Origin of the sequence: Bradyrhizobium sp. 190, from assembly GCF_023073415.1 — a bacterium.
Taxonomy (GTDB): Bacteria; Pseudomonadota; Alphaproteobacteria; order Rhizobiales; family Xanthobacteraceae; genus Bradyrhizobium.
In genome coordinates this window covers 305038-327041 of sequence record NZ_JADPJL010000068.1, presented here as the reverse complement: position 1 = coordinate 327041, position 22004 = coordinate 305038, and the positions used below count along the sequence as shown (strand labels likewise).

Genomic DNA, 22004 nt, shown 5'->3' with positions numbered 1-22004 from the left:
ATTCTACTGCTTCTGTTGTTGTGTCGATGCAGATGGAATGCTTGTCCGCGGCGCGCCCCGCCCCACCCCTCAGCGGCGATAGCTGCCGCTGCGTGCGTAGGCGGCGCGGGTTTCCGGCGCGGGGCGGCTGACGAGGCTGGCGCGGGCCTCGCTGGCGCGCGGGGTCGCGAGTTTGAGGTCTTCCAGGAAAATCGGCCTCGAGAAGTAGTAGCCCTGGGCGTAGCGGATCCTGGTCGCGGCCTGCAAATAGGCCAGTTCCTCGAAGCTTTCGAGCCCTTCGGCGATCACGGTCATGCCGAGCGCTTCGCTCAAGGACTCGATCGCCCGCAAGATGCCCTGGCTGCGCGGACGCTTGTGGATGTCGGTGATGAAGGAGCGGTCGATCTTGATCTCGTCGGCGGTAATGTCGGCCAACGCCGACAGCGACGAATAGCCGATGCCGAAATCGTCGATCGAGATCTTGACGCCAAGCTTGCGAAAGAAGGGCAGGATATCGTCCTGGAAATGCGTCTTGGTGACGAAAGCGTCTTCCGTCACCTCGATCATGAAGCGCGCTGGAAATCCGGTGGCCTCCAGCGCCTCGGCAAACGGCCGCATGAATTCGGGATTGCCGGCCTGCTTGGCCGCGACGTTCATGCTGATCGTGGTGTCGGGGCCGAAGGTCTCGTTGATCAGGTCGATCGACTTGACGATCTCCGCCAGCACCAGATGAGTCAGTTCGTCGATCAGGCCGAGTTCGGTGGCGAGGTTGATGAAGGTGCTGGGGGCCTGAATCACCCCCTCGTCGTCGCGCAGGCGCACCAGCGCCTCGACGCCAATGACCTCCTGGGTGCGGATATCGACCTTGGGCTGGAAGGCGCAGCAGAAGCGCTTTTCAAGGATAGCCAGCCGCAGCGATTGCTCGATCTTCATCCGCGCCAGCGCCTCGCGCTCCATGCTGGCATCGAAGAACGCCGCGGCGCCCTTGCTGCCGTTCTTGACGCGGTACATCGCGATGTCGGCGTTCTGGCGCAGCACCTCGTAGCTGCGCCCGTGTTCGGGATAGAGGCTGACGCCGATCGAGGTCGAGGCGAATATCTCGGATTGGTCGATGAAGAACGGCGCCTTCAGCCGCTGCAGGATGAAGTGGATGTGCTCTTCGACCTCGGCGTCGCTCTGGATCGGGTTGAGCAGCAGCACGAATTCGTCGCCGCTGATCCGCGACAGGATGTCGGATTCGCGCAGGTCCAGTCCCAGCCGCTTGGCCATCTCCTTCAGCAGCGCGTCGCCGACCGCGTGTCCGTAATAGTCGTTGATGTGCTTGAAATTGTCGACGTCGAGAAACGCCAGCGCAAAACGGCCCTGTCCGTTGTCGTACTTCAGGAGACTGTTGACGCGATGCTCGATCACGCGCCGCGTCGGCAGGCCGGTCAGCTCATCGTAATAGGCGGAGCGGAACAGGTGATCCTCGAACGCCTTCTGTTCGCTGATGTCGGTCGAGCTCGAGATCAGCAGATTCCGCCCGGCGACCTGGATGGGCCGATGCGAGGTGAGAAACACCTGCTTGGCCGGACCGCCGGCAATGGCTTCTTCCAGCACGGCCGGGCGGCCGGTACGCAGCAATTCGAGGCAGGTTTCGCGGCGATCGCTCAATTGCGAGGCCGACGGCGCCGCGGCGGCTGCCTCCAGCAGGGCAGTCGCGGCATCGTTCATCAGCACGAACTCGCCGTGCTCGTCTTGAACCGTCACGCCGGCCGGAAGCAACCTGAAGACATCCCGCAGGATGTTCAATTCGGATTCAAAAATGCTTTCATCACTGGCCTGCGTCGCCGCCGTCTGAAAGTCGTGCTCGTTGGGACTATGCATGCCACGGAGCTTGGCAAAGTCCCTTGTAGCATTGGTTAAGCGGAACTGCGAAAAGCCGTAACAACCGTAGAAGTCGGCGATTTCCAGCGGTGTTGGGCTTGATCGTCATTAACAGAATGTCAACGGCGATGGAGAGAAGGCCGCTTGCGAGGCGAATGCTGGTTCTCGCGTTTCGCCAGCGGTCCTCGCTCCGCCGGAAAACACGCTAATTCGCCGGAATCCGGCATTGCATCGTGCAATGCACGCCGGTCTTCAGGAAGCGGACCTCCGTCTTGCCGTCGAAGGAGCGAAGCGCCGATTGCAACAGCTTGGTGCCGAAGCCCGCCGGGCCGACATTTTCGACCACGGGACCTTCCGTTTCATCCCAGGTGACGTTGAGGCGATTCTCCGACACCGACCATGACACCTGCAGCAGCCCGCGGGCCGAAGAAAACGCGCCGTACTTGCCCGCATTGGTGGCCAGTTCGTGAAAGATCAGCGCCAGGCTGACCGCCAGTTTGGCCGGCAGGAACAGTGGATCGCCGTTCAAGTTGAACCGGACATGGCCGTATGGCCCGAGTTCGGAATGCAGCATGTCTTTGATGTCGCAGCCGCTGCCGTCCAGCCGCGCGATCAAATCGTCGGTCGCCGATAGCGCGCGGAGGCGGCGATCGATGCTGCCCCAGATTTGCGGCTGGTCCTGCAGGACCTGATGCAGCACGGCGTGGATCGTCGACGTCTTGTTCTTGAGCCGGTGCTGCAATTCCTCGACCAGGAGCTTGCGGTATTCCTCTTCCTTGATCAGGCGTTTCGAATTCTCCCGCTGCTGCGCGACGATCGTTCGGTAATGCTCGACGCCCCAGATGGCGAAGCCGCAAACCGCCCAGAACATCAGCAGCAGCGCAAACCGCGCGGAATCGGCAACGGCGCTACTGAAATTGACGGCGACGCCGAGCACCCCTCCCGCGATTGCCGTCGCGATCCCGACCCGGGCGCCGCCGACGGCGGCGGCCAGGAACACGGCCGGGAAATAGGGCGTGAAGAATACGTCGGGACGCATCTGGGCTATGCCCCACCGCGCGATCGTCGACAAAGCAAGGCAGCCGACTGCGAAGACCGCGCTGAAATGCAGCGAGGGCTGGGAAATTCCCTGCCAGCCGTGCCTGAACTCGTCGATCAATTTCTTCATCGGAGTTGTCACTTCACGTGATCAGCGAATCCAAAATATGGCCAAACCTGACGGAATCCCCCGGATTTCACCGTGATCGGAGGTCGGCCAGCCGGATCAGCAGGCAGATGCACAATGGAACAAGCTCGCTTGCGTTGTTTCCGGCGGCCGGGAATATTGGATTCAACCGAGATCAACAGGGGTACCGAGATGGGACGGTTGGACGGCAAGGTCGCGGTCATTACCGGCGCGACGAGCGGTATCGGACTGCACACCGCGGAGATCTTCGTCGCGGAAGGCGCGAAGATCGTGGTTGCCGGGCGGCGCGCGCCGGAAGGCGAGGCGCTGGCCAGGAAACTCGGCGCCAACTGCATATTTCGCCAGACCGACGTCACGGTGGAAGAGCAGATGAAGGGGCTGATCGCCCTTTCGGTGGAGGAATTCGGCCGTATCGATTGCCTGTTCAACAATGCCGGCGGACCCGCGCAGACCGGCGGCATCGAAGGCCTCGAGGTCGAGCGCTTCGACGCGGCAATGGCGACGCTGATTCGCAGTGTCATGCTCGGCATGAAGCATGCTGCGCCCCATATGCGCAAACAAGGCTCCGGCAGCATCATCAACAATGGCAGCATCGCCGGCCGGCTTGCCGGCTATTCGTCGTCGATGGTCTACAGCGCGGCGAAGGCCGCCGTCATCCATCTCACCAAATGCGTGGCGATGGAACTTGGCGAAGCCAACGTCCGCGTGAATTCGATCTCGCCCGGCGCGATCGCGACGGGCATTTTCGGCAAGGCGCTGGGCCTGTCGGTGGAGGCGGCCGAAAAGACCCCCGCGGTCATGCGGGAGGTCTACAAATCGGCGCAGCCGATCCCGCGCGCCGGTCTGCCGGAGGATATCGCTTACGCCGCGGTGTTCCTGGCGAGCGACGAATCCTCCTTCATCAACGGCCATGATCTCGTGGTCGATGGCGCCATGATCGGCGGCCGCAACTGGAGCCAGCAACAGCAGGGTTATGTGACCCTGCGCAAGGCATTCGATCAGGGTGCCGGGTAAGGGAGAGACGCAAATGTCTGCAACATTCCACCTGTCACCGAAATCGGAAGGCCGCCCGTTCTATCTCGCCATCGTCGCCGGCCTCGCCTGCGCCTTCGTCATCGGCAAGGCGCTGCCATCGACCGTGGATGCGATCTCGGCAGTCATCGAGCCGCTATGCATGAGCGGCGATCCGGCGGGATCGACACAGGACGTCGTCGAGCCGATCTCATCGCATGCGTTGCCGAATGTGCCGGGCAAGCGCGTGACCATCGTGCGCGTGTTCTATGGTCCCGGCGGGTTCACGCCCGCGCACCGGCATGCCGGTTCGGTCACCGCCTATGTCACCAAGGGCGAAATCCGCTCGCAATTGGCGGGCGGTCCGGTCGAGACCTTTGGGGTCGGGCAATCCTTCTTCGAGCCGCCCGGTGCCGTGCATCTGGTCTCGGCCAATGCCAGCATGACCGAGCCAGCCGAATTGATCGCGGTGTTCGTGGCCGACGAGGGCGCGCAGCTCACGACGCTCGTGAAGTAGTTAGCAGCGACACGGATGTAGATCGTAGGGTGGGCAAAGCGAAGCGTGCCCACCATTCAAGACAATGATCGCGGATAGATGGTGGGCACGCTGCGCTTTGCCCACCCTACGCGGCTCACACCGGCTTCAACACCACGCGCAAACCATCCCGCGGTTTCGGGATCGGCCACATCTGCCAGTCCGATTTGTAGCCGGGCTCCAGCGACACTTCGAGATTCTGCAGGAAATGCCGTGCAAAACATTTCGCCTGCATGTAGGCGAAGTGCAGGCCGAGGCACATATGCGCGCCGCCGCCATACGGCACCCACGCAAAACGATGGCGGGTGCGCTGCGCTTCGTCGGAGAAACGCATCGGATCGAACTTATCCGGCTCAGACCAGATCTCCGGCATGTGATGCGTGAACAGCGGGTTGACACCGACCAGCGTGCCGGCGGGAAGGTCGTACCCCCTGAACGAAAAGTTGCGCACCGCGCGGCGCGGCATCGACGGCACCGGCGGCTTCAGTCGCAGCGCTTCCTTGAACGCCATTTCCGACAGCGGCATCTTTTCGAGATTGTCGATGCTGGAGGGATCGTTGGCCTCGATGCCGAGGCCTTTGACTTCCTCGCGCAACTGCTGCTGCCATTCGGGGTGGGCGGCAAGTTCGCCGACAAAGGAGGTCAGCGACGATGTCAGCGTGTCATGCGCCGCCATCATCAGAAAACTCATATGGTCGATGATGTCCTGGGTCGACAGCAGCGCGCCGTCCTCGTGCGTCGCCTGGCACAGTTGCGAGAACAGGTCATTGCCGCCGCCCCGCGCGCGGCGGATCGGAATCTGCTCGGCGAAGTAGGCAACGATCCGCTTGCGGCCTGCAACGCCGCGGCCCATCTGCGTGAACGGCAGCGGCCGCCGGATCGGCGCCACGGCTGCGGCCACCATGTCGATGAAGGCGCGGGTGATCTCGTCGACCTCAGGCCCGATGTCGGCGCCGAGGAACGACGTCGCCGCCAGATCGAGCGTGAGCTGCTTCATCGCCGGATACACCAGCATCTCGCCCGGCTGCGCCTTCCACTGCTTGACCCGCGCGGCAATGCCGCGGTCGAGATCGACGAGGTAGGATTTCATCGGCCCCGACTTGAACGCGACCGACAGCGCGCGGCGGTGCAGGCGGTGCTCTTCAAAATCCAGCAGCATCAACCCGCGCGGAAACAGCAGGCCGAGGATCGGTCCCCAGCCATGGGTGGAGGAGAACAGGCGCGACTGGTCGAACAGCACGAGCTCGTTGGCCTCGGGCCCGAGCATCGTTATGCTGGTCTCGCCGAACAGATGGGTGCGGTAGATCAGACCGTATTTGGCTGCCGACTTCTCGATCTGTCCTTTGGGGTCGGCCAGCACCGCCAGCGTGTTGCCGATGAAGGGCCAGCCCTCGTTACCGGGAATGTGCCGTAACGCCTTGGGGTTCGGCGGCACCGGGATATTGACGGGGGAAGCCACACTCTGCATCGACATGGCAATTGCTCCGGTTGAGCCTCGGAATTGCAAATATTATCCACCCTGTTGGCGGCTTTGTCGCGACCTGAATATTGGCGGGCACCGGTGGCGCACCTAGGTAAATACCCCTTTGGCTCGTCGCCACAAGTGCGTTGGCTCACAATGCCGCAATCGAATTCGCAGCGCAGGAAACCGTGCAGGAATATACAGGAAGTAGGGCGCCTTGGCGCAATAACGAGGCAAGCCTGCAAGCCCCGTCATTGCCTGCGACAAACGCGAAGCGTTTGCGCAAGGGAACCCAAGCGACGAAGCAATCCATACTCGGCACCGGTGAGGGTTAATGGATTGCTTGGCTGACGCTCGCAATGACGGGTGACAGGCTTCGTCCCTTACGTGAGAGACGCGGTCACGCCTTGCGCTTCGCCGCTTCCTTCTGCAGATCTGGCGCGTTGATGGTCGGGATCGCGACCCTGCCCGGGCCGGTATGGGCAAGCGCGGCGGCAGCCTTTTCGTTTTCCATGATTTTCGCCATCACGGCCTGACCCGCCCGCTCGAACACCGCGCGGTTCTCGATCAGGAATGTCTGCGATTCGCGCAATCCCTTGACGTAGCCGTTGATCTCCGGGATCACGTAGCGCGCCACCATGTCCCAGCTACGGCGGGTATTTTCCGGGTTGGCCCAGTCGTGCACGAAGCCGATGATGGTGCCGACGCCACCCGAGACCTGCATCAGGTTCTTGATGGTTTTGACAAGGTCATCAGGCGTGCCGATGGTGGACGCAGCGTTCTCGCCGCCGGCGGTCTTCTCGATCGCGTCCTCCGGCGAGGTGAACGGCTCGAGGCCCGGCCGCTGCAACGTCCGGACATTATATTCGTTGTGCCAGCGCATCAGGCCGGGGCCGGCCTCGCGTTGCGCCTGCTCGCGGGTTTCGGCGATGTGCCAGGAGAGCAGCACGCGCCAGTCGAAGCGGCTCACAGTGGTGCCGGCCTTCTTCGCGGCGTCCTCGGCAAAGCCCCATTGCGTCGGCAGCGCCATCAGGCCCTGCGTCGACATCGAGCCGAGCGAGATGATGCCGATGCCGTATTTGCCGGCGAGCGTCATGCCCGATGGCGAAATCTGGGAGGCCACCACGAACGGCATGTCTTCCTGCAGCGGCAGCAATTGCAGCGCAGCGTCGTTCATGGTGAACCAGTCGCTTTTGGCCGTGACGCGCTCGCCCTTGAACAAGCGGCGGATGATCGCGATCGCCTCGTCCTGACGATCGCGCTGCGTCATCGGGTCGATGCCGAGCGTGTGTGCATCGGAGGCCAGCGCGCCCGGGCCGGAACCGAAGATCGCGCGGCCGCCGGTCATCCAGTCGAGCTGCACCATGCGCTGCGCGACGTTGTAGGGATGGTGATAGGGCAGCGAAACCACGCCGGTGCCGAGCTTGATCCGCTTGGTGCGTTCGCCGGCAGCCGCCAAAAACATTTCCGGCGAGGCGATCATTTCCCAGCCCGAGGAATGGTGCTCGCCGCACCAGAATTCATCGAAGCCAAGTGTGTCGATCTGCTCGACGAAATCGAGGTCGCGGCGGAATTGCAGCAGCGGATTCTCGCCGATCGGGTGATGCGGGGCGAGAAAGGCTCCGAATTTCAGGCGTGCCATGCGTGTTCCTCATTTATTTTGTTTTTGGAATTGCTTGGGTCCCAAACTACGGGGAGGGCAAGGGCAAGGCAATCCTCGAAGCCGGGCGGCCAGCGCATGGTTGTCGCGCAAAGTCAGGCGGCATGCCGCAGCCCGGAATTCCCGCGTTTGTTCTTCTCTCACGGTGCGCGTCGTCGAGTGACATCAGAATTGCGCGGCCTCGAGACTGACCTTCCACGTCTCCTTTGCCGACGACAGCGTGATTCTTGCCCTCATGCTGACGATCTTCGGCTACGGCGAGGGGCTGGTCATGGCGCCATTGTCGAGCGTCGTGCTCTCGACTGTGAAGCCCGTGAGCGCCGGCGCGCAGCCTCCGGCATCTACGGCACGACGGCGCAGATTGCGAACGCCGCGGTGTTCTTCGCGATCGAATCGAGTCAATCGAGCCAGCTGGCGCTGCTTGCCGCGTGCGCGCTGTTTGCACTGTCGATCATCGCCTGCGCCGCATTTCTGACGCGGATGCGACGCGTCACGGGATGACAAATTAACGTCATCTGCCAAAATTTGATTGTGGGGAATGACAGCGCACGGCCTTTTTATTTCGCAGTGCAGCAACTATCTGTTCTGTGTAACGTCATCAAGAACAAGCGCCCAGACACAATCGCCCCAGGAGTCATTTTGTCGCTCGCGAAGAACGTCGAATTCTTGCGCCATTTCCCGAAGCTGAACGGGTTCAATGGCCTGGGAATCTATGGCCGAACCGCTTCACCGGCGGGACGGAGTCCGCTCGTCGAAATCCCAGCATTTGGCACCAATCCCGGCGCGCTCAAAATGTTCGCCTATGTGCCGGAGCAGTTGCCGCGCGCGTCCGCGCTCGTCGTCGTCCTGCACGGCTGCGGCCAGACCGCGGCCGCTTACGACTTCGGCACCGGCTGGTCGACGCTCGCCAAACGCTATGGCTTTGCGTTGCTGATGCCCGAACAGCAGGGCTCCAACAACGCCAACACCTGCTTCAACTGGTTCAATCCGGGCGATGTCGCGCGCGGCCGCGGCGAAGCCGCGTCGATCCGGCAGATGGTCGCGCGGATGGTGGCCGATCACAAAATCGATCCCCACCGCATCTATGTGACCGGCCTTTCCGCCGGCGGCGCGATGACGTCGGTGATGCTGGCGACCTACCCGGAAGTGTTCGCGGGCGGCGCCGTGATCGCCGGTCTCCCCTACGGTATCGCCAGCAATGTGCGGGAAGCGCTCGGCGGCATGATGCAGTCGACGTCGCGCCCCGCCGGCAAATTGGGCGATCTCGTCCGCAAGGCCTCCAAGCACAAGGGCCCGTGGCCGAAAGTGTCGGTGTGGCACGGCAGCGCCGATCGCACGGTGAACCCCGGCAACGCCAACGAAATCGTCAAGCAATGGCTCGACGTTCACGGCCTGCCGCCCGCGCCGATGTCGACCGGCGATGTCGACGGCCACCCGCGCGACGTCTGGTGGAACGAAGACGGGCAGACCGTCGTCGAGTCCTACACCATATCAGACATGGCCCATGGCACGCCGCTGGGCTTGGCCGGCAAAGACGAGCGCTATGGTGCGGAAGGTGCGTTCCTGATCGAGGCGGGAATTTCCTCGTCCTATCACATCGCTGATTTCTTCGGCCTTACTGATCGCGTCAGCCCCGCCAGCGAAGCGGCCAAGCCGGCGCCGGCGTCGAAAATCATTCCATCCGCTGCCACGGAATCCCTGCAGTCGTCCGATCTTGCCGCCACGCTGTGGTCGAGGGTCCACAAGCCGGTTCGCCAACCCAAGCCGGCGCCGCGCGAACCGAAGCGCCGTGGGATCGATGTCGGCGCCGTCATCACCCGCGCCCTGACGGCCGCGGGACTGATGAAATAGCCGCGCCGGCCTTCAGCCCCTTGCGGAATTAAATTCCGATCTCGCCGGTGAGGAACGGATTGGTCAGGCGCTCCTGGCCGATGCTGGAGCCCGCGCCATGGCCGCAGATGAAGCCGACGTCGTCGCCGAGCGGCAATAGCTTTTCCTTGATCGAGTTGATCAGCGTAGCGTGGCTGCCGCCGGGCAGATCCGTGCGCCCGACCGAGCCGTTGAACAGCACGTCGCCGACATGGGCGAAGCGCAATTCCTTGTTGAAGAACACCACGCTGCCAGGTGAATGGCCGGGGCAGTGCAGGATGTCGAAGGTCAAGTCGCCGATCGAGACCTGATCGCCCTCGTCGAGCCAGCGGTCGGGCCCGAAATCGCGCACGCCGGTCATGCCGAAGCGCTCGCCGCTGCTCACGACATTGTCGAGCAGGTACTTGTCGGCGATATGCGGGCCCTCGATCTTCACCTGCAGCGCGTCGCGCAAATCAGCCGCGCCGCCGACATGATCGATATGGCCGTGGGTGAGCCAGATCTTCTCGATCGTGACGCCGGTCTGCTTGATCGCCTCCAGAATCTTGGGAACGTCCCCGCCGGGGTCGATCACCACGCCTTTCTTCGAAGGCTCGTGCCAGATGATGGTGCAGTTCTGCTCGAACAGCGTCACCGGCACGATCATCGCGCCGGCCTTCGCTTGGGTCTCGGCCTGGGTCTCGGTTTTGTCATCCATGGCGGGCACCATATTCTACCCTGAATAGGGGTCAACACGGGCGGGAACCGGCATGTGGTCCGTTTCACTCCGTGATAGGTTTGCACATCAGGATATTTAGTGGCGAAAGCCGATATCGCACCGGTCAGATCGCAATTTCGTCACCGGGGATACGCAGTTCATGGACCAAGCCTCCAAATCGCCGCTCGGCGGGATCCGAACGACGGCCCGGGCATTTTTCGTCAGCGACCGCCTCAACACGTCGGGCCTCGAGCGCGGCGACGTGCTGGCAACAACGCCACTGGCGTTTCGCGTCAACGAGAACGGCGTCGCTATACTCTTCCGCTATGGCGTGGTGGTCCTGATCGGACTGAATGCGCTGGAAGAGGAGGAGTTCCTTCGCGGCCTGGACCACCGCATGACCGGCAAGTTTGCGCGGCGTGACGAGGAAATCGCGATCATCGAGCTGGCCCCGGAGAAGGAGGACCTGATTTCCCCGGGCGGTCCGATCTGCCTGCAAAGCCTGTCGCCCGACCGGCTGATCCTGATCGGCGAGGCGCTGGCGAAGAGCGTCGTTCTGGCCCGGCATGAACGCGAGGTTGCCAGTGTCTTTGACACGACCGAACCGGTCGCGCGGGAACTGGCGCAGAGCGGGCGTATGCGCGGCAGCCGTCGCTCGATCCTGAAAAACATCGGCAGTGCACTTCTGGTACGGCACCGGGTGTCGGGGCCGGTCGAAGTGGAAGAAAAGCCCGACGTGCTCTGGGACAAGCCGCATCTGGAGCGGCTGTATGCCCGGCTGGAAGACGAGTACGAACTGAAGGAGCGCGCGGAATCGCTGAACGGCAAGCTCGCCGTGATCGCCGAGAGTGCGCAGGTGTTGACCGATATCATCGACACCCGGCGCTCGCTGCGGCTCGAAGTGATCATTGTGCTTCTGATCCTGTTCGAGGTTCTGGTGACGATCTATCAGCTCGCCATGGGCCGGCACACGTGATCTCTGTCGTCCCGGCCAAGCGAAGCGCGAGCCGGGACCCACAACCACAGGCGTGCATTGCGCGAAGGCTGTAGCTCCAGCCTGGCGTAACAACACCGATCGGTGGTTATGGGTCCCTGCGTTCGCAGGGACGACAATCTTCAAACGGCGCTTCTATCTCACCGCTTGATCTGCGCCTTCAGCGTATCCTCGACGACACGGTCGAACGACGACGCTTTCGGCGGCGCCTTGGCGCGCTGGTCGGCGACGTATTTGTCGCGTTTCGCCACCAGCGCCGCCAACTTTTCGTTGAGCGCCTTGCGCTGGCCCATCTGCTTGTTGACCTCGTCCATGCGCGCTTCGGGCTTCATCGCGCGCAGATTGTCGGGCAGCTCTTCGTCCTTGATGGCGGAAAGCCTGCTGCGCCCGGCAGTCACGTCGGCGACGAGATCGCCATCGCCCGTGACGGCTTCGGACGTAACCTTGGAACGCTTGTTGAGGTAGCTCGCCATCTCCGAGGCCTGTGCCGGCGCGGCGGCGGCGACCTCGGACAATTGCTTGGTCTTGCCCTCAGTGCGCTTCTGCAGGTGTTTCGGTCCGTAGGGGATCACGGTGCCGTTGATCTCCCGCTGCAGGATAATGATGTCCTCGTCGTAGGGCGTTTCGATGATGACGACCTGGCCGCCGTCCTGCGGGATCGGGATGAAGCGGCCATTGCCGTTCTGGGCGATGTCGCGCCACACCCGCTCGGTATCGCGGGCATCGCCGGCCAGCACCGCGTTGACGATGATGTCCCTCTGCTTCGCCACCGAAAGCGTGCGCGGATATTTGGTATCCTGCGCGTAATCCATGTGCGGCGGCGCGTCGCCGACCAGGAACACGATCCGCCTGGTGTCGCCACCAGAGGTCCATTGCAGCTTGTTGACGGCGACATCGAGCGCCTCATTGACGCTCTCCGGCCAGTCGCCGCCGCCGCGGGCTTTCAGTTCCAGAAGATTGGCGTAGAGATCCTGGATGTCGGTGGTGAGTTCGACCTTCTTGGTGACGTAGTCGTCGCCGATGTCGCGATAGGCGACGAGGCCCATGCGGATGTCGGCGTCTGGGTTGGAATCGACGATCGCGGTCGCGATCGACCAGATCTTGCGCTTGGCGCCTTCGAGCAGGCCGCCCATCGAGCCCGTGGTGTCGAGCACGAACGCCACTTCGACGGCGGGTTTTGCGTTTGCCTGTGACAGGCCGGCGGACAGGGGAAGGGCGGCGAGAGCGAGTGCGAGCGAGCGAAGCGTGATGGGTGACTTCATGGATCTCCTCCAGATGTTTCGTCCCCTCGGAACCCAGGTTTCACCGGCTTCGCGGTGGGCGATGGCCGAAAAAGGCGGGCTGGGGTCGAAATTGCGGCTGACGTTGCGCTGGTCCGCCTGTTGGACGGTCCGAAATCGGTTATGGTTCGAACGCCATGGAATCATCACCCGCCCGTCAGATCAGCCTCGTGCCTGCGCCGGACCGCCGTCAGTCGGAGACGGCGCTCGCAATCGCACGCGGCACCGCGCGGCTGTTACGATCGCTGGGGTTCTCCTGCATCAGCGAATTGCCGCTGCCATCGGGCCGGCGCGCCGATCTGGTGGCGCTGAACGAAAAGGGCGAGATCTGGATCGTCGAGATCAAGTCATCGGTGGAGGATCTGCGCGCCGACCAGAAATGGCAGGACTACCGGATGCATTGCGACCGGCTGTTCTTCGCCTTCACGCAGGATCTGCCTTGCGAGATATTCCCGCAAGATACCGGCCTGATCATCGCCGACGCCTATGGCGCCCATCTGCATTGCGAAGCCCCCGAGCATCGCCTGCCGGCGGCCACGCGCAAATCAATGACCGTGCGCTTTGCGATGGCGGCAGCGCAGCGGATCAACCGCTTGGTCGACCCGCAGGGCCACGCGGAGTTTTGAGAGACGGTGCCGTAGGGTGGGCAAAGCGAAGCGTGCCCACCATCTCTCGGCGACCATTGCCTTGAATGGTGGGCACGCTTCGCTTTGCCCACCCTACAATCTTCGCTACGAAACTTCGCAAACTATCGCGGCGCGCGCTTGGCCAGAATCCGCTGCAGGGTGCGGCGGTGCATGTTCAGTCGCCGGGCGGTTTCGGAGACGTTGCGGTTGCACATCTCGTAGATGCGCTGGATGTGTTCCCAGCGCACGCGATCCGCCGACATCGGATTTGACGGCAGCTCCGATTTCTCGGTGCCGCTGGCGAGCAGCGCTGCAACCACGTCGTCGGCATCGGCGGGCTTGGAGAGATAATCCACCGCGCCCATCTTCACCGCCGTGACGGCGGTTGCGATGTTGCCGTAGCCGGTCAGCACGATGGTGCGTGCGTCGGGGCGCTTGCGCTTCAGCGCCGACACCACGTCGAGTCCGTTGCCGTCGCCGAGCCGCAGGTCCACCACCGCGAAGGCCGGCGCGGCCTTGTTGATCTGCGCCAGTCCGTCTGACACGGTGTCGCACGATGTTACCGCGAAGCCGCGGGTTTCCATCGCGCGCGACAGGCGCTCGAGAAACGGCTTGTCGTCCTCGACGATCAGCAGCGAGCGGTCGGCGAGATCGTTCAGTTCGGCGATGGCGTTCAAAGTCGGGTTCCCCCGGGGTTGCAGATGTAGGGCATCATATAGAGCATATGGCGCGGCAGTTTTGCACTGCCAAGGCCCATAAAAGTCGATCGGCTCGCTTTCGCCTAATCCGCTGGGCCTACAGCACTTTCCTCGGCCTCGAAACGGGCGCGCGGCCAGGCGATCTGCACCACGGCGCCGTGATCGGGAAAGGTCCGGTTGGAAAACGAAACCTTGGCGCCCGTCCGTTCCAACAGTGTGCGGGCGATGAACACGCCAAGGCCGAGGCCGGCGCGTGCGCGATGAGCCTCATCGGCGCTGCGGCGCCTTGATAAATAGGGTTCCCCGATCCGTTTCAGCATATCGGGCGCGATGCCGGGGCCGTCGTCGGAAATGATGATTTCGACCGTATCGGCGTTCCACCACGCGTTCACCTCCACGGTCGTTCGTGCGAAATCGACGGCATTTTCCAGGATGTTGCCGACGCCGTAGAGGATGGCCGGGTTCCGGGCGACGACCGGCTCGCGCGTGGCTGCGACAGCTAGCCGCACCTTGATCGCGACGTCGAAATCGCGGTGCGGCGCCACCGTTTCCTCGATCAGCGTCGACAGCGGCATGAGGTCGAACGGCGCGCCGGACGAGGAAAGCTGGGTGATCTTGGCCAGGATGTCCCGGCAGCGCTGCGCCTGCTCGCGCAGGGTTTTCAGATCGGACGCCAATGGCTCGTTGCCGTCAACCGTCTTTTCCAGCTCCCGCGAAATCAGGAAGATGGTCGAGAGCGGCGTGCCGAGTTCGTGCGCAGCGGCAGCCGCAAGGCCGTCGATCTGGGTCAAATGCTGCTCGCGCGTCAGCACCAGCTCGGTCGCGGCCAGCGCATCGGAAAGCTTCCGCGCTTCCTCGGTCGCCTGGAACGCATAAAGACTGGTGACGCCGATGGCGAGCACGATCGAGAGCCAGACCCCGAACAGATAGATCGGCGGCAGCACCAGCGGATCGTCGCTGTCCCACGGCAGCGGCAGGTGGAAGAACACCAGCGCCGAAGCGCAGGCGACCGCGAGCAGGCCGAGCCCGGCCGTCATCCGGACCGGCAGCACCGTCGCCGAGATCAGGACCGGGGCGAGGAACAGAAACGAAAACGGATTCTGCAAGCCCCCGGTCAGGAACAGCAACGCGGCCAATTCGACGATGTTGAGTGCGAGCAGCGCCGCCGCATAGCCAGGTTCCAGCCGCTGCATCGGGTTGAAGGCAACTTGCAGCGCGAGATTGAGCAGCGCCGAGACGCCGACAATTGCGACGCAGGCAATGACGGGAAAGGCGAATTCCAGCCCATGCGCCACGATGAAGATTGCGGTGAGCTGGCCGAGCGCAGCCAGCCAGCGCAGCCGGAGGATCGTATCGAGACGGACATAGCGGTACGGAAGGCGGAAATCGGAGGCTGCAACGTCGGACATTGCTGGAGTTTAGCCGTGCGGGGTCGCGATCACAAATTCGCGCGGTCGTTCGGTCCTGCATGCAGGCCCGCCCGCCGCCAAGCACCCCGAACCCTTGCGCTATCGGCCCTGATGGCCCAATGAACAGGCCGAAATGGTCAACAGCGACGCCACGCCAGCACAGTCGCCCGCGGCGGGGCCGGAAAGCTCCGCCGCGATCGACGTTGCGCATCTCATAAAACTCTACAAGACCACCCGCGCGGTGGATGACGTGTCGTTCCGGATCGCGCGGGGCAGCATCACCGGCCTGCTCGGCGGCAACGGCGCCGGCAAGACCACGACGATCGCGATGATCATGGGGCTGGTGCTGCCGACCTCGGGGCGCGTCCAGGTGCTCGGTCATGCGATGCCGGAGCAAAGCGCCGAGGTGCTCGGCCGGATGAATTTCGAGAGCCCCTATGTCGACATGCCGATGCGGCTCACGGTGCGGCAGAACCTCAGCATCTTCGGCCGGCTCTATGCGGTGAAGAATCTCGCCGAGCGCATCGAACAGCTCGCATCCGACCTCGATCTCAAGGATTTTCTTGATCGCGCCAACGGAAAACTCTCGGCCGGGCAGAAGACCCGCGTTGCGCTGGCGAAGGCGCTGATCAACCAGCCGGAGCTGCTGTTGCTCGACGAGCCGACGGCCTCGCTCGATCCCGATACCGCCGACTGGGTGCGGCAGCATTTGCAGGATTTCCGCAAGACCCATGACGCCACCATCCTGCTGGCTTCGCACAACATGCTGGAAGTGGAGCGGCTGTGCGACCGCGTCATTTTCATGAAGCGCGGCCGCATCGAGGATGACGACAGTCCCGACCAGATCATGGCGCGCTACAACCGGAACACGCTGGAAGAAGTGTTCCTCGATGTCGCGCGCGGACGGGTAGCGGAGGGGACATCGTCGTGAGCGAGATCACAGTCCATCGCGGCATTTCCTGGCACCGTATCCAGGCGATGGTGCTGCGCTACTGGTATCTCCTGATGTCGTCCTGGCCGCGGCTGTTGGAGCTGATCTACTGGCCGGCGCTGCAGATCATCACCTGGGGCTTTCTGCAGAACTACATTTCGCAGAACGATAATTTCTTTGCGCGTGCCGGCGGCACGCTGATCGGCGCGGTGATCCTGTGGGACATCCTGTTCCGCGGCCAGCTCGGCTTTTCGATCTCGTTCCTCGAGGAGATGTGGGCGCGCAACCTCGGCAATCTGATGATGAGCCCGTTGAAGCCGATCGAATTCCTGATCTCGCTGATGATCATGAGCCTGATCAGGCTTGCGATCGGCGTGATCCCGATGACGCTGCTGGCGCTGTTCTTCTTCGATTTCAATTTTTTCGCGATCGGCCTGCCGCTGATCGCGTTCTTCTGCAACCTGATCTTCACGAGCTGGTCGGTCGGAATTTTCGTGTCCGGCCTGGTGCTGCGCAACGGGTTAGGGGCCGAGAGCATCGTTTGGACGATGATGTTCGGCCTGATGCCGCTCGCCTGCATCTATTATCCGGTCGAGGTGCTACCTACCTGGCTGCAATATATCGCCTGGACGCTGCCGCCGACCTATGTGTTCGAGGGCATGCGCGCGCTCTTGATCGATCGCGTCTTCAGGGCCGACCTGATGGTCTGGTCGCTTGGCATCAACGCGGTGCTGTTCGTTGCCTCCTTTGCGATCTTTCTCGCCCTTTTGCGCAGTGCCAAACTTCACGGATCTTTGCTCGGGGGTGGCGAATAAGTCACAGTTTCCCGTGGATTCACGGGGGCTTTAGGCCTTTTGGCGCGTGGACATAACTAATCGGTCCATTGACGCAATATTACGCATTCTGCACTATGCTGCGGCGCAAACAGAGGTCAGAATTAAAATGCCGATTGGTGAGTTTGGCGGCGCACCGCCCCTAGTGGCCGAAGGCAGTCCGGCGCTTACGACGCCGATGTACTGGATGTACGAATTGGGCCATGCGTCGCTCAACCCGGCACGCGCCGTGACCGACGCCACCAAGATCCTGTTTCAAAACCCGCTGAATCCCTGGTCGCACACCCAATTCGGCAAATCGATCGCCGCGGCCTGCGAATTATTCGAACGCACCACCCGCCGTTACGGCAAGCCCGAATGGGGGCTCGACTTCACCGAGGTCAACGGCGTCCGCACGCCGGTCGAGGTCCGCTCGATCTGGGAAAAGCCGTTCTGCCGTCTGCTGCATTTCGATCGCAAGCTGACCCGGCCGCTGCGCAGCCCCCATCCGCGCGTGCTGATCGTGGCGCCGATGTCCGGCCATTACGCGACGCTGTTGCGCGGCACGGTCGAGGCGTTCCTGCCGACGCATGAGGTCTATATCACCGACTGGTCCGACGCGCGCATGGTTCCTCTCACCGAGGGCCGCTTCGATCTCGATGACTATGTCGATTACGTCATCGAGATGCTGCACGTGCTCGGCGGCAACATGCATGTGATCGCGGTGTGCCAGCCCTCGGTGCCGGTGGTGGCGGCGGTTTCCGTGATGGAAGCCGCGCGCGATCCCTTCGTGCCGCTGTCGATGACGCTGATGGGCGGCCCGATCGATACCCGCCGCAATCCTACTTCCGTGAACAACCTTGCGGGCGAGCGCGGCATCGAATGGTTCCGCAACCATGTCATCACCAAGGTGCCGTTCCCGCATCCCGGCGTGATGCGCGACGTCTATCCGGGCTTTTTGCAGCTCTCGGGCTTCATCACCATGAACCTCGATCGCCACACCGACGCGCACAAGGCCCTGTTCAACAACCTGGTGAAGGGCGACGGCGACATGGTCGACAAGCACCGCGAATTCTATGACGAATATCTCGCGGTGATGGATCTGACGGCGGAGTATTATCTGCAGACCGTCGACCTCGTCTTCGTCAAGCACGCGCTGCCCAAGGGCGAGATGACCCATCGCGGCAAGCCGGTCGATCCGTCGCAGATCCGGCGCGTGGCGCTGATGACAGTGGAAGGCGAAAACGACGACATCTCCGGGCTCGGCCAGACCGAAGCGACGCACGCGCTGTGCCCCGCAATTCCCGATCATCGTCGCGTGCATTACGTGCAAAAGGGCGTTGGACACTACGGAGTGTTCAACGGTTCGCGATTCCGTTCCGAAATCGTGCCGCGCATCTCCGATTTCATGATGTTGGCGGCTAACACGGTGATGTCACTGGCGGATACGAAGATATCAGCGGCCAAAACCAAGCCAACGTTGGTCCGTGCAGCCGAATAGTGTCCAGGCTGCATCGATTCTGATGCCCCGATAAGTTGCTGAATAGATTCAAACATTCCAATTTCCGGTCGAATCAAGGGGTGAGTTCAGACTCACTTCTTGAGGCCGTTTTTGACCCCTGGTTCCAGCCAAAATTTTGGGTTCCAACCCCTGCCGGTAGACGTAATTTGGCTGCCAGCCCCTGTATATTGGGCAAATGATTTGTTTTTACGCCGAGCGATTTAGATGCGATTTCCCTGGCGGCGGATATGGCAGAATCCGGGCGAACTCCTGCTCCCCGGACTCCAAGATATGGCTACTCGCGCCCTCCTTTATCGGCGGCCCGCCGAACCCGCGACTCTTTTGGTCAAGCACGGCTCGCAAGTCTTTGCGATCAGGCTGCGCCGGCACCGCCGCGCGAGGCGATACACCTTGCGCATTCATCCAACGGATCGCGAAGCCATCCTGACGATGCCGCCGCGCGGCACGATCATGGAAGCCAAGGATTTTGCGCAGCTTCACGGCGGCTGGATCGCCGCCCGTCTCGGCCGTCTACCGAAGGCCGCACCGTTTCAGGCCGGCACTGTCATACCGTTGCGCGGTGTGCCGCACCGGATCGTGCATCGCGCCGGTGAGCGCGGCACGGTGTGGACCGAAACCCGCGACAGCGGCGATAAGATTCTGTGCGTGGCCGGCGGCGCCGACCACATGGACCGGCGCGTCCACGACTTTCTCAAGCGCGAAGCGCGCAAGGACCTGCACAAGGCATCGCTCGCCTATGCGGCGGATCTCGGCGTGCGGGTCAGGCGGGTGTCGATCCGCGACCAGTCCAGCCGCTGGGGATCGTGCACCTCGGCCGGCTCATTGTCGTATTCCTGGCGATTGATCCTCGCGCCACCCTATGTGCTGGACTATCTCGCCGCCCATGAGGTAGCGCACCTGGTCGAGATGAACCACTCGCCCAGGTTCTGGCGTGTCGTCGGCCGTATCTGCGACCATGTCGAACGTGCCAAGCGCTGGCTCGACACCTACGGCAACGATTTGCATCGTTACGGGGTCGAGGATTAGTTCCTCGTCGTCCCTGCGAACGAACGCAGGGACCCATACCGCGTGATCTATCGAGAAAGCGTGGTCGTAGACGCCCGCGTTAGCCATATCGCCGTAGCTTGCGGAAGCGAAGTTGTCTTCGGTCGTACCCATTACGCCGGCCGCGGCGTATGGGTCCCTGCGTTCGAACGCAGGGACGACGGATTGGTTTGCGGGTTCGGCATCTGCAAGCCATCCACGAGCCGGCCAGGCATTGGGAACCCTTCCGGTTGTGTTAGCCTGCGGATGTCCCTTCGGCTGAAGGCGGCGGAGGCGCTACCGATCGCGAGGTTCAAATGCGTGATTTCAAGAAACGGCCTCTAATCCTCCCGCTCCTCTTATTGCTGGCCTTCGTCGTTGCGGGCGGCCATCCCGCCGGCGCGCAGACGCTGAAAGCGGTCAAGGAGCGCGGCATGCTCAATTGCGGCGTCGGCCAGGGGCTGCTGGGTTTTTCCAGCATGGACGACAAGAACGCGTGGACCGGCTTTGACGTCGACATTTGCCGCGCCGTGGCGGCGGCGATTTTCGGCGATCCCGCCAAGGTGACGTTCATGCCGCTCGATGCGGCGGCGCGCTTCACGGCGCTGCAGTCGAGCCAGATCGACGTATTGTCGCGTAACTCGACATGGACGATGTCACGGGAAAGTTCGCTCGGCCTGATGTTCACCGGCGTCGCCTATTACGACGGCCAGGGCTTTCTGTTGCGCCGGGATGCCGGGATCGACACCGCCTTGCAGCTTGGCGGCAAGACGGTTTGCACCCAGACCGGCACCACCAGCGAGTTGAATTTGACGGACTATTTCCGCGCCAACGACATGGCGCTGAAGGTGCTGGCGCTCGGCACCGCGGAAGAGAGTTTGAAGGCCTATGACGATCGCAAATGCGACGTGCTGACGAGCGACGTTTCGCAGCTCTACGCCGAGCGCCTCAAGCTGTCAGCGCCCGACAGCCATATCATCCTGCCCGAAGTCATTTCAAAGGAGCCGCTCGGGCCGGCGGTGCGGCAAGGCGATGACCAGTGGTTCAATCTGGTCAAGTGGACACTCTATTCGCTGATCAATGCCGAGGAACTGGGCGTCAAGTCGGCGACGATCGACGATGCGGTGAAATCTCCCAACCCCAACATCAGGCGGCTGGTCGGCACCGAAGGCGAATTTGGCGAGCAGTTGGGCGTTGCGAAGGACTGGGCCGCGCGCGCCGTCCGCGCGGTCGGCAATTACGGAGAGATCTATGAGAGAAACGTTGGAACGCAGTCGAGGCTCAGCATCCCGCGCGGATTGAACGCGCTCTGGACCCAGGGCGGAATCCAATACGCGCCTCCCGTCAGGTAGTTCTTCAGGGGTCAGACCATGACCGTGGACTATTATTCGCTGCTGATGAAGGCGGTTGCAGGCAAGGACGCCATCGCGCGCGACCAGATTTACAAGGATGCCTTCAGCCTTATCACGAGATCCCACCTCACGCGCGAGGCCGCTGCATCTCATACCGCCGCGCTCGAAGACGCCGTCCGGCGGATCGAGGATGACATCGCCGCCGAGGAGGCGAGCTCTGCGGCGGCAATCAGCGAAACATTGTCGACAGGAAGGAGCTGGAAGCCGATCGTCATTGGCGCCGGCGCGGTCGCTGTCGTCATCGCCCTGTCGGCTTTGGTCTACGGCTTTGTCGTAACCAAAGGCCCCGCCATCGTCGCAGCCAGCGTGAAGACGTCATCGCCGAAAGAGCTGCGCGGGCGAGAAGATGTCGTCGTAGCGGACCTGAAGCCTGGCGTTGATGGCGGCTCTTCGGGCGAAGTCCTGCCGTTTGCGCTGCAGCGGCAAGTGGTGTTCTACCGCACCACCGTCGTTCCCGGCTCGATTGTGGTCGATCGGGAAAACCGCTTTCTCTATCTGATCGACGCCAACAATTCCGCGCGCCGTTACGGGATCGGGATTGCGCAGGAATGCCTGAAGGGAGGCAGCCTGTCTCGCGTCATGAACAAGCTTGAATGGCCTGATTGGCGATCTTCGGGCGCGAACACAAAGGACGCTGACGCGTTGCTCGCGGCGGCCGGCCGTCCCGGCAGCCTCCTCGGCGCACGCGCGCTGTTGCTGGACAAGCCGGGGCTGCTCATTCACGGCACCAATTCGCCCAAGACCATCGGCCATCTGGTCGCGTCCGGATGCATCCGGCTCGTGAACGACGACGTCGAGGATTTGTACCGGCGCGTTTCGGTGGAAACGCGGGTCGTCTTTGCCAGCTAGCCGCTTCCACGACCCGCATCGCTACGTGATCTAGGATTAGGATGTCTCGTCGTCCCTGCGAAAGCAGGGACCCATAACCACAGTCGCCCATTGTTACGAAGATAGCCGACACCATCGCCCACTGATAGGCCGCGGCGTATGGGTCCCTGCGTTCGCAGGGACGACGCCGAATAATTCGGATCG

The 22004-nt window shown here is 62.6% G+C and carries 20 protein-coding genes; 12 read left to right on the top strand and 8 right to left on the bottom strand.

Features of this window, described 5'->3' with window-relative positions; translation table 11 throughout:
- Positions 1-69: 69 nt before the first annotated feature.
- Together IVB22_RS36605 and IVB22_RS36600 are read right to left on the bottom strand one after the other, a co-directional pair.
- A complete protein-coding gene (locus IVB22_RS36605; RefSeq protein ID WP_247521989.1) occupies positions 70-1845 on the bottom strand; it encodes a bifunctional diguanylate cyclase/phosphodiesterase in 1776 nt (591 codons plus the stop codon).
- Positions 1846-2050: 205 nt separating this feature from the next.
- A complete protein-coding gene (locus IVB22_RS36600) occupies positions 2051-3013 on the bottom strand; it encodes a sensor histidine kinase (protein ID WP_247521988.1) in 963 nt (320 codons plus the stop codon).
- 189 nt (positions 3014-3202) lie between these two features.
- Here IVB22_RS36600 and IVB22_RS36595 point away from each other — a divergent pair, with 189 nt between their 5' ends.
- Together IVB22_RS36595 and IVB22_RS36590 are read left to right on the top strand one after the other, a co-directional pair.
- Positions 3203-4045, top strand: coding sequence for an SDR family NAD(P)-dependent oxidoreductase (locus tag IVB22_RS36595; protein WP_247521987.1), 843 nt, complete (start codon positions 3203-3205; stop codon positions 4043-4045).
- Between the two features lie 13 nt (positions 4046-4058).
- A complete protein-coding gene (locus tag IVB22_RS36590; RefSeq protein WP_247521986.1) occupies positions 4059-4559 on the top strand; it encodes a cupin domain-containing protein in 501 nt (166 codons plus the stop codon).
- A 115-nt stretch (positions 4560-4674) separates the two neighbouring features.
- On the opposite strand, the gene IVB22_RS36585 is transcribed toward IVB22_RS36590, so the two are convergent.
- Together IVB22_RS36585 and IVB22_RS36580 are read right to left on the bottom strand one after the other, a co-directional pair.
- A complete protein-coding gene (locus IVB22_RS36585; protein WP_247521985.1) occupies positions 4675-6051 on the bottom strand; it encodes a cytochrome P450 in 1377 nt (458 codons plus the stop codon).
- Positions 6052-6439: 388 nt separating this feature from the next.
- Positions 6440-7681 (bottom strand): LLM class flavin-dependent oxidoreductase, encoded by a 1242-nt coding sequence (locus IVB22_RS36580; RefSeq protein WP_247521984.1) that lies wholly within the window; start codon positions 7679-7681, stop codon positions 6440-6442.
- A 96-nt stretch (positions 7682-7777) separates the two neighbouring features.
- On the opposite strand from IVB22_RS36580, the gene IVB22_RS36575 reads away from it, so the two are divergent.
- On the top strand, positions 7778-8200 hold the full coding sequence (locus IVB22_RS36575) for a hypothetical protein (protein WP_308200497.1): 423 nt from the start codon (positions 7778-7780) through the stop codon (positions 8198-8200).
- Positions 8201-8338: 138 nt separating this feature from the next.
- A complete protein-coding gene (locus IVB22_RS36570) occupies positions 8339-9550 on the top strand; it encodes a PHB depolymerase family esterase (protein WP_247521983.1) in 1212 nt (403 codons plus the stop codon).
- A 28-nt stretch (positions 9551-9578) separates the two neighbouring features.
- On the opposite strand, the gene IVB22_RS36565 is transcribed toward IVB22_RS36570, so the two are convergent.
- Positions 9579-10265 carry an MBL fold metallo-hydrolase gene (locus tag IVB22_RS36565; protein ID WP_247521982.1) on the bottom strand — a complete coding sequence of 229 codons (687 nt, stop codon included), beginning with the start codon at positions 10263-10265 and terminating at the stop codon, positions 9579-9581.
- 160 nt (positions 10266-10425) lie between these two features.
- Here IVB22_RS36565 and IVB22_RS36560 point away from each other — a divergent pair, with 160 nt between their 5' ends.
- Entirely contained in the window at positions 10426-11241 is an 816-nt protein-coding gene (locus tag IVB22_RS36560; RefSeq protein ID WP_247521981.1) for an RMD1 family protein, read from the top strand.
- A gap of 158 nt (positions 11242-11399) precedes the next feature.
- Here IVB22_RS36560 and IVB22_RS36555 read toward each other — a convergent pair whose 3' ends face one another.
- Positions 11400-12521, bottom strand: coding sequence for a VWA domain-containing protein (locus tag IVB22_RS36555; RefSeq protein ID WP_247521980.1), 1122 nt, complete (start codon positions 12519-12521; stop codon positions 11400-11402).
- A gap of 155 nt (positions 12522-12676) precedes the next feature.
- Here IVB22_RS36555 and IVB22_RS36550 point away from each other — a divergent pair, with 155 nt between their 5' ends.
- Entirely contained in the window at positions 12677-13165 is a 489-nt protein-coding gene (locus tag IVB22_RS36550; RefSeq protein ID WP_247521979.1) for an MmcB family DNA repair protein, read from the top strand.
- Positions 13166-13287: 122 nt separating this feature from the next.
- On the opposite strand, the gene IVB22_RS36545 is transcribed toward IVB22_RS36550, so the two are convergent.
- Together IVB22_RS36545 and IVB22_RS36540 are read right to left on the bottom strand one after the other, a co-directional pair.
- On the bottom strand, positions 13288-13842 hold the full coding sequence (locus IVB22_RS36545) for an ActR/PrrA/RegA family redox response regulator transcription factor (protein ID WP_057852373.1): 555 nt from the start codon (positions 13840-13842) through the stop codon (positions 13288-13290).
- A 104-nt stretch (positions 13843-13946) separates the two neighbouring features.
- Entirely contained in the window at positions 13947-15272 is a 1326-nt protein-coding gene (locus tag IVB22_RS36540) for an ActS/PrrB/RegB family redox-sensitive histidine kinase (protein ID WP_247521978.1), read from the bottom strand.
- A gap of 133 nt (positions 15273-15405) precedes the next feature.
- Between IVB22_RS36540 and IVB22_RS36535 the strand changes: the two genes are divergently transcribed.
- From IVB22_RS36535 to IVB22_RS36510, 6 genes are all read left to right on the top strand, one after another.
- The gene (locus IVB22_RS36535; protein ID WP_247521977.1) at positions 15406-16203 is read left to right on the top strand and encodes an ABC transporter ATP-binding protein; all 798 of its coding nucleotides are present in this window, start codon (positions 15406-15408) and stop codon (positions 16201-16203) included.
- 47 nt (positions 16204-16250) lie between these two features.
- On the top strand, positions 16251-17018 hold the full coding sequence (locus IVB22_RS36530) for an ABC transporter permease (protein ID WP_249805631.1): 768 nt from the start codon (positions 16251-16253) through the stop codon (positions 17016-17018).
- A 127-nt stretch (positions 17019-17145) separates the two neighbouring features.
- Positions 17146-18516, top strand: a complete 1371-nt coding sequence (locus IVB22_RS36525) for a polyhydroxyalkanoate depolymerase (protein WP_247521975.1) — start codon at positions 17146-17148, stop codon at positions 18514-18516.
- Between the two features lie 225 nt (positions 18517-18741).
- Positions 18742-19563 carry a M48 family metallopeptidase gene (locus IVB22_RS36520; protein WP_374207818.1) on the top strand — a complete coding sequence of 274 codons (822 nt, stop codon included), beginning with the start codon at positions 18742-18744 and terminating at the stop codon, positions 19561-19563.
- A 314-nt stretch (positions 19564-19877) separates the two neighbouring features.
- Positions 19878-20912 carry an amino acid ABC transporter substrate-binding protein gene (locus IVB22_RS36515; RefSeq protein ID WP_247521974.1) on the top strand — a complete coding sequence of 345 codons (1035 nt, stop codon included), beginning with the start codon at positions 19878-19880 and terminating at the stop codon, positions 20910-20912.
- Between the two features lie 18 nt (positions 20913-20930).
- Positions 20931-21821 (top strand): L,D-transpeptidase, encoded by an 891-nt coding sequence (locus IVB22_RS36510; RefSeq protein WP_247521973.1) that lies wholly within the window; start codon positions 20931-20933, stop codon positions 21819-21821.
- Positions 21822-22004: the final 183 nt, after the last annotated feature.

What these genes read in the sequence shown, in the direction of transcription:
- IVB22_RS36535 (WP_247521977.1), top strand. Translation starts at nt 15,406, where the DNA reads ATGGTCAACAGCGACGCCACGCCAGCACAGTCGCCCGCGGCGGGGCCG.
- IVB22_RS36590 (WP_247521986.1), top strand. Translation starts at nt 4,059, where the DNA reads ATGTCTGCAACATTCCACCTGTCACCGAAATCGGAAGGCCGCCCGTTC.
- IVB22_RS36515 (WP_247521974.1), top strand. Translation starts at nt 19,878, where the DNA reads ATGCGTGATTTCAAGAAACGGCCTCTAATCCTCCCGCTCCTCTTATTG.
- IVB22_RS36585 (WP_247521985.1), bottom strand. Translation starts at nt 6,051, where the DNA reads ATGTCGATGCAGAGTGTGGCTTCCCCCGTCAATATCCCGGTGCCGCCG.
- IVB22_RS36565 (WP_247521982.1), bottom strand. Translation starts at nt 10,265, where the DNA reads ATGGATGACAAAACCGAGACCCAGGCCGAGACCCAAGCGAAGGCCGGC.
- IVB22_RS36510 (WP_247521973.1), top strand. Translation starts at nt 20,931, where the DNA reads ATGACCGTGGACTATTATTCGCTGCTGATGAAGGCGGTTGCAGGCAAG.
- IVB22_RS36560 (WP_247521981.1), top strand. Translation starts at nt 10,426, where the DNA reads ATGGACCAAGCCTCCAAATCGCCGCTCGGCGGGATCCGAACGACGGCC.
- IVB22_RS36575 (WP_308200497.1), top strand. Translation starts at nt 7,778, where the DNA reads ATGGTTGTCGCGCAAAGTCAGGCGGCATGCCGCAGCCCGGAATTCCCG.
- IVB22_RS36595 (WP_247521987.1), top strand. Translation starts at nt 3,203, where the DNA reads ATGGGACGGTTGGACGGCAAGGTCGCGGTCATTACCGGCGCGACGAGC.
- IVB22_RS36520 (WP_374207818.1), top strand. Translation starts at nt 18,742, where the DNA reads ATGCGATTTCCCTGGCGGCGGATATGGCAGAATCCGGGCGAACTCCTG.
- IVB22_RS36550 (WP_247521979.1), top strand. Translation starts at nt 12,677, where the DNA reads ATGGAATCATCACCCGCCCGTCAGATCAGCCTCGTGCCTGCGCCGGAC.
- IVB22_RS36530 (WP_249805631.1), top strand. Translation starts at nt 16,251, where the DNA reads ATGGTGCTGCGCTACTGGTATCTCCTGATGTCGTCCTGGCCGCGGCTG.
- IVB22_RS36540 (WP_247521978.1), bottom strand. Translation starts at nt 15,272, where the DNA reads ATGTCCGACGTTGCAGCCTCCGATTTCCGCCTTCCGTACCGCTATGTC.
- IVB22_RS36605 (WP_247521989.1), bottom strand. Translation starts at nt 1,845, where the DNA reads ATGCATAGTCCCAACGAGCACGACTTTCAGACGGCGGCGACGCAGGCC.
- IVB22_RS36525 (WP_247521975.1), top strand. Translation starts at nt 17,146, where the DNA reads ATGCCGATTGGTGAGTTTGGCGGCGCACCGCCCCTAGTGGCCGAAGGC.
- IVB22_RS36600 (WP_247521988.1), bottom strand. Translation starts at nt 3,013, where the DNA reads ATGAAGAAATTGATCGACGAGTTCAGGCACGGCTGGCAGGGAATTTCC.
- IVB22_RS36580 (WP_247521984.1), bottom strand. Translation starts at nt 7,681, where the DNA reads ATGGCACGCCTGAAATTCGGAGCCTTTCTCGCCCCGCATCACCCGATC.
- IVB22_RS36555 (WP_247521980.1), bottom strand. Translation starts at nt 12,521, where the DNA reads ATGAAGTCACCCATCACGCTTCGCTCGCTCGCACTCGCTCTCGCCGCC.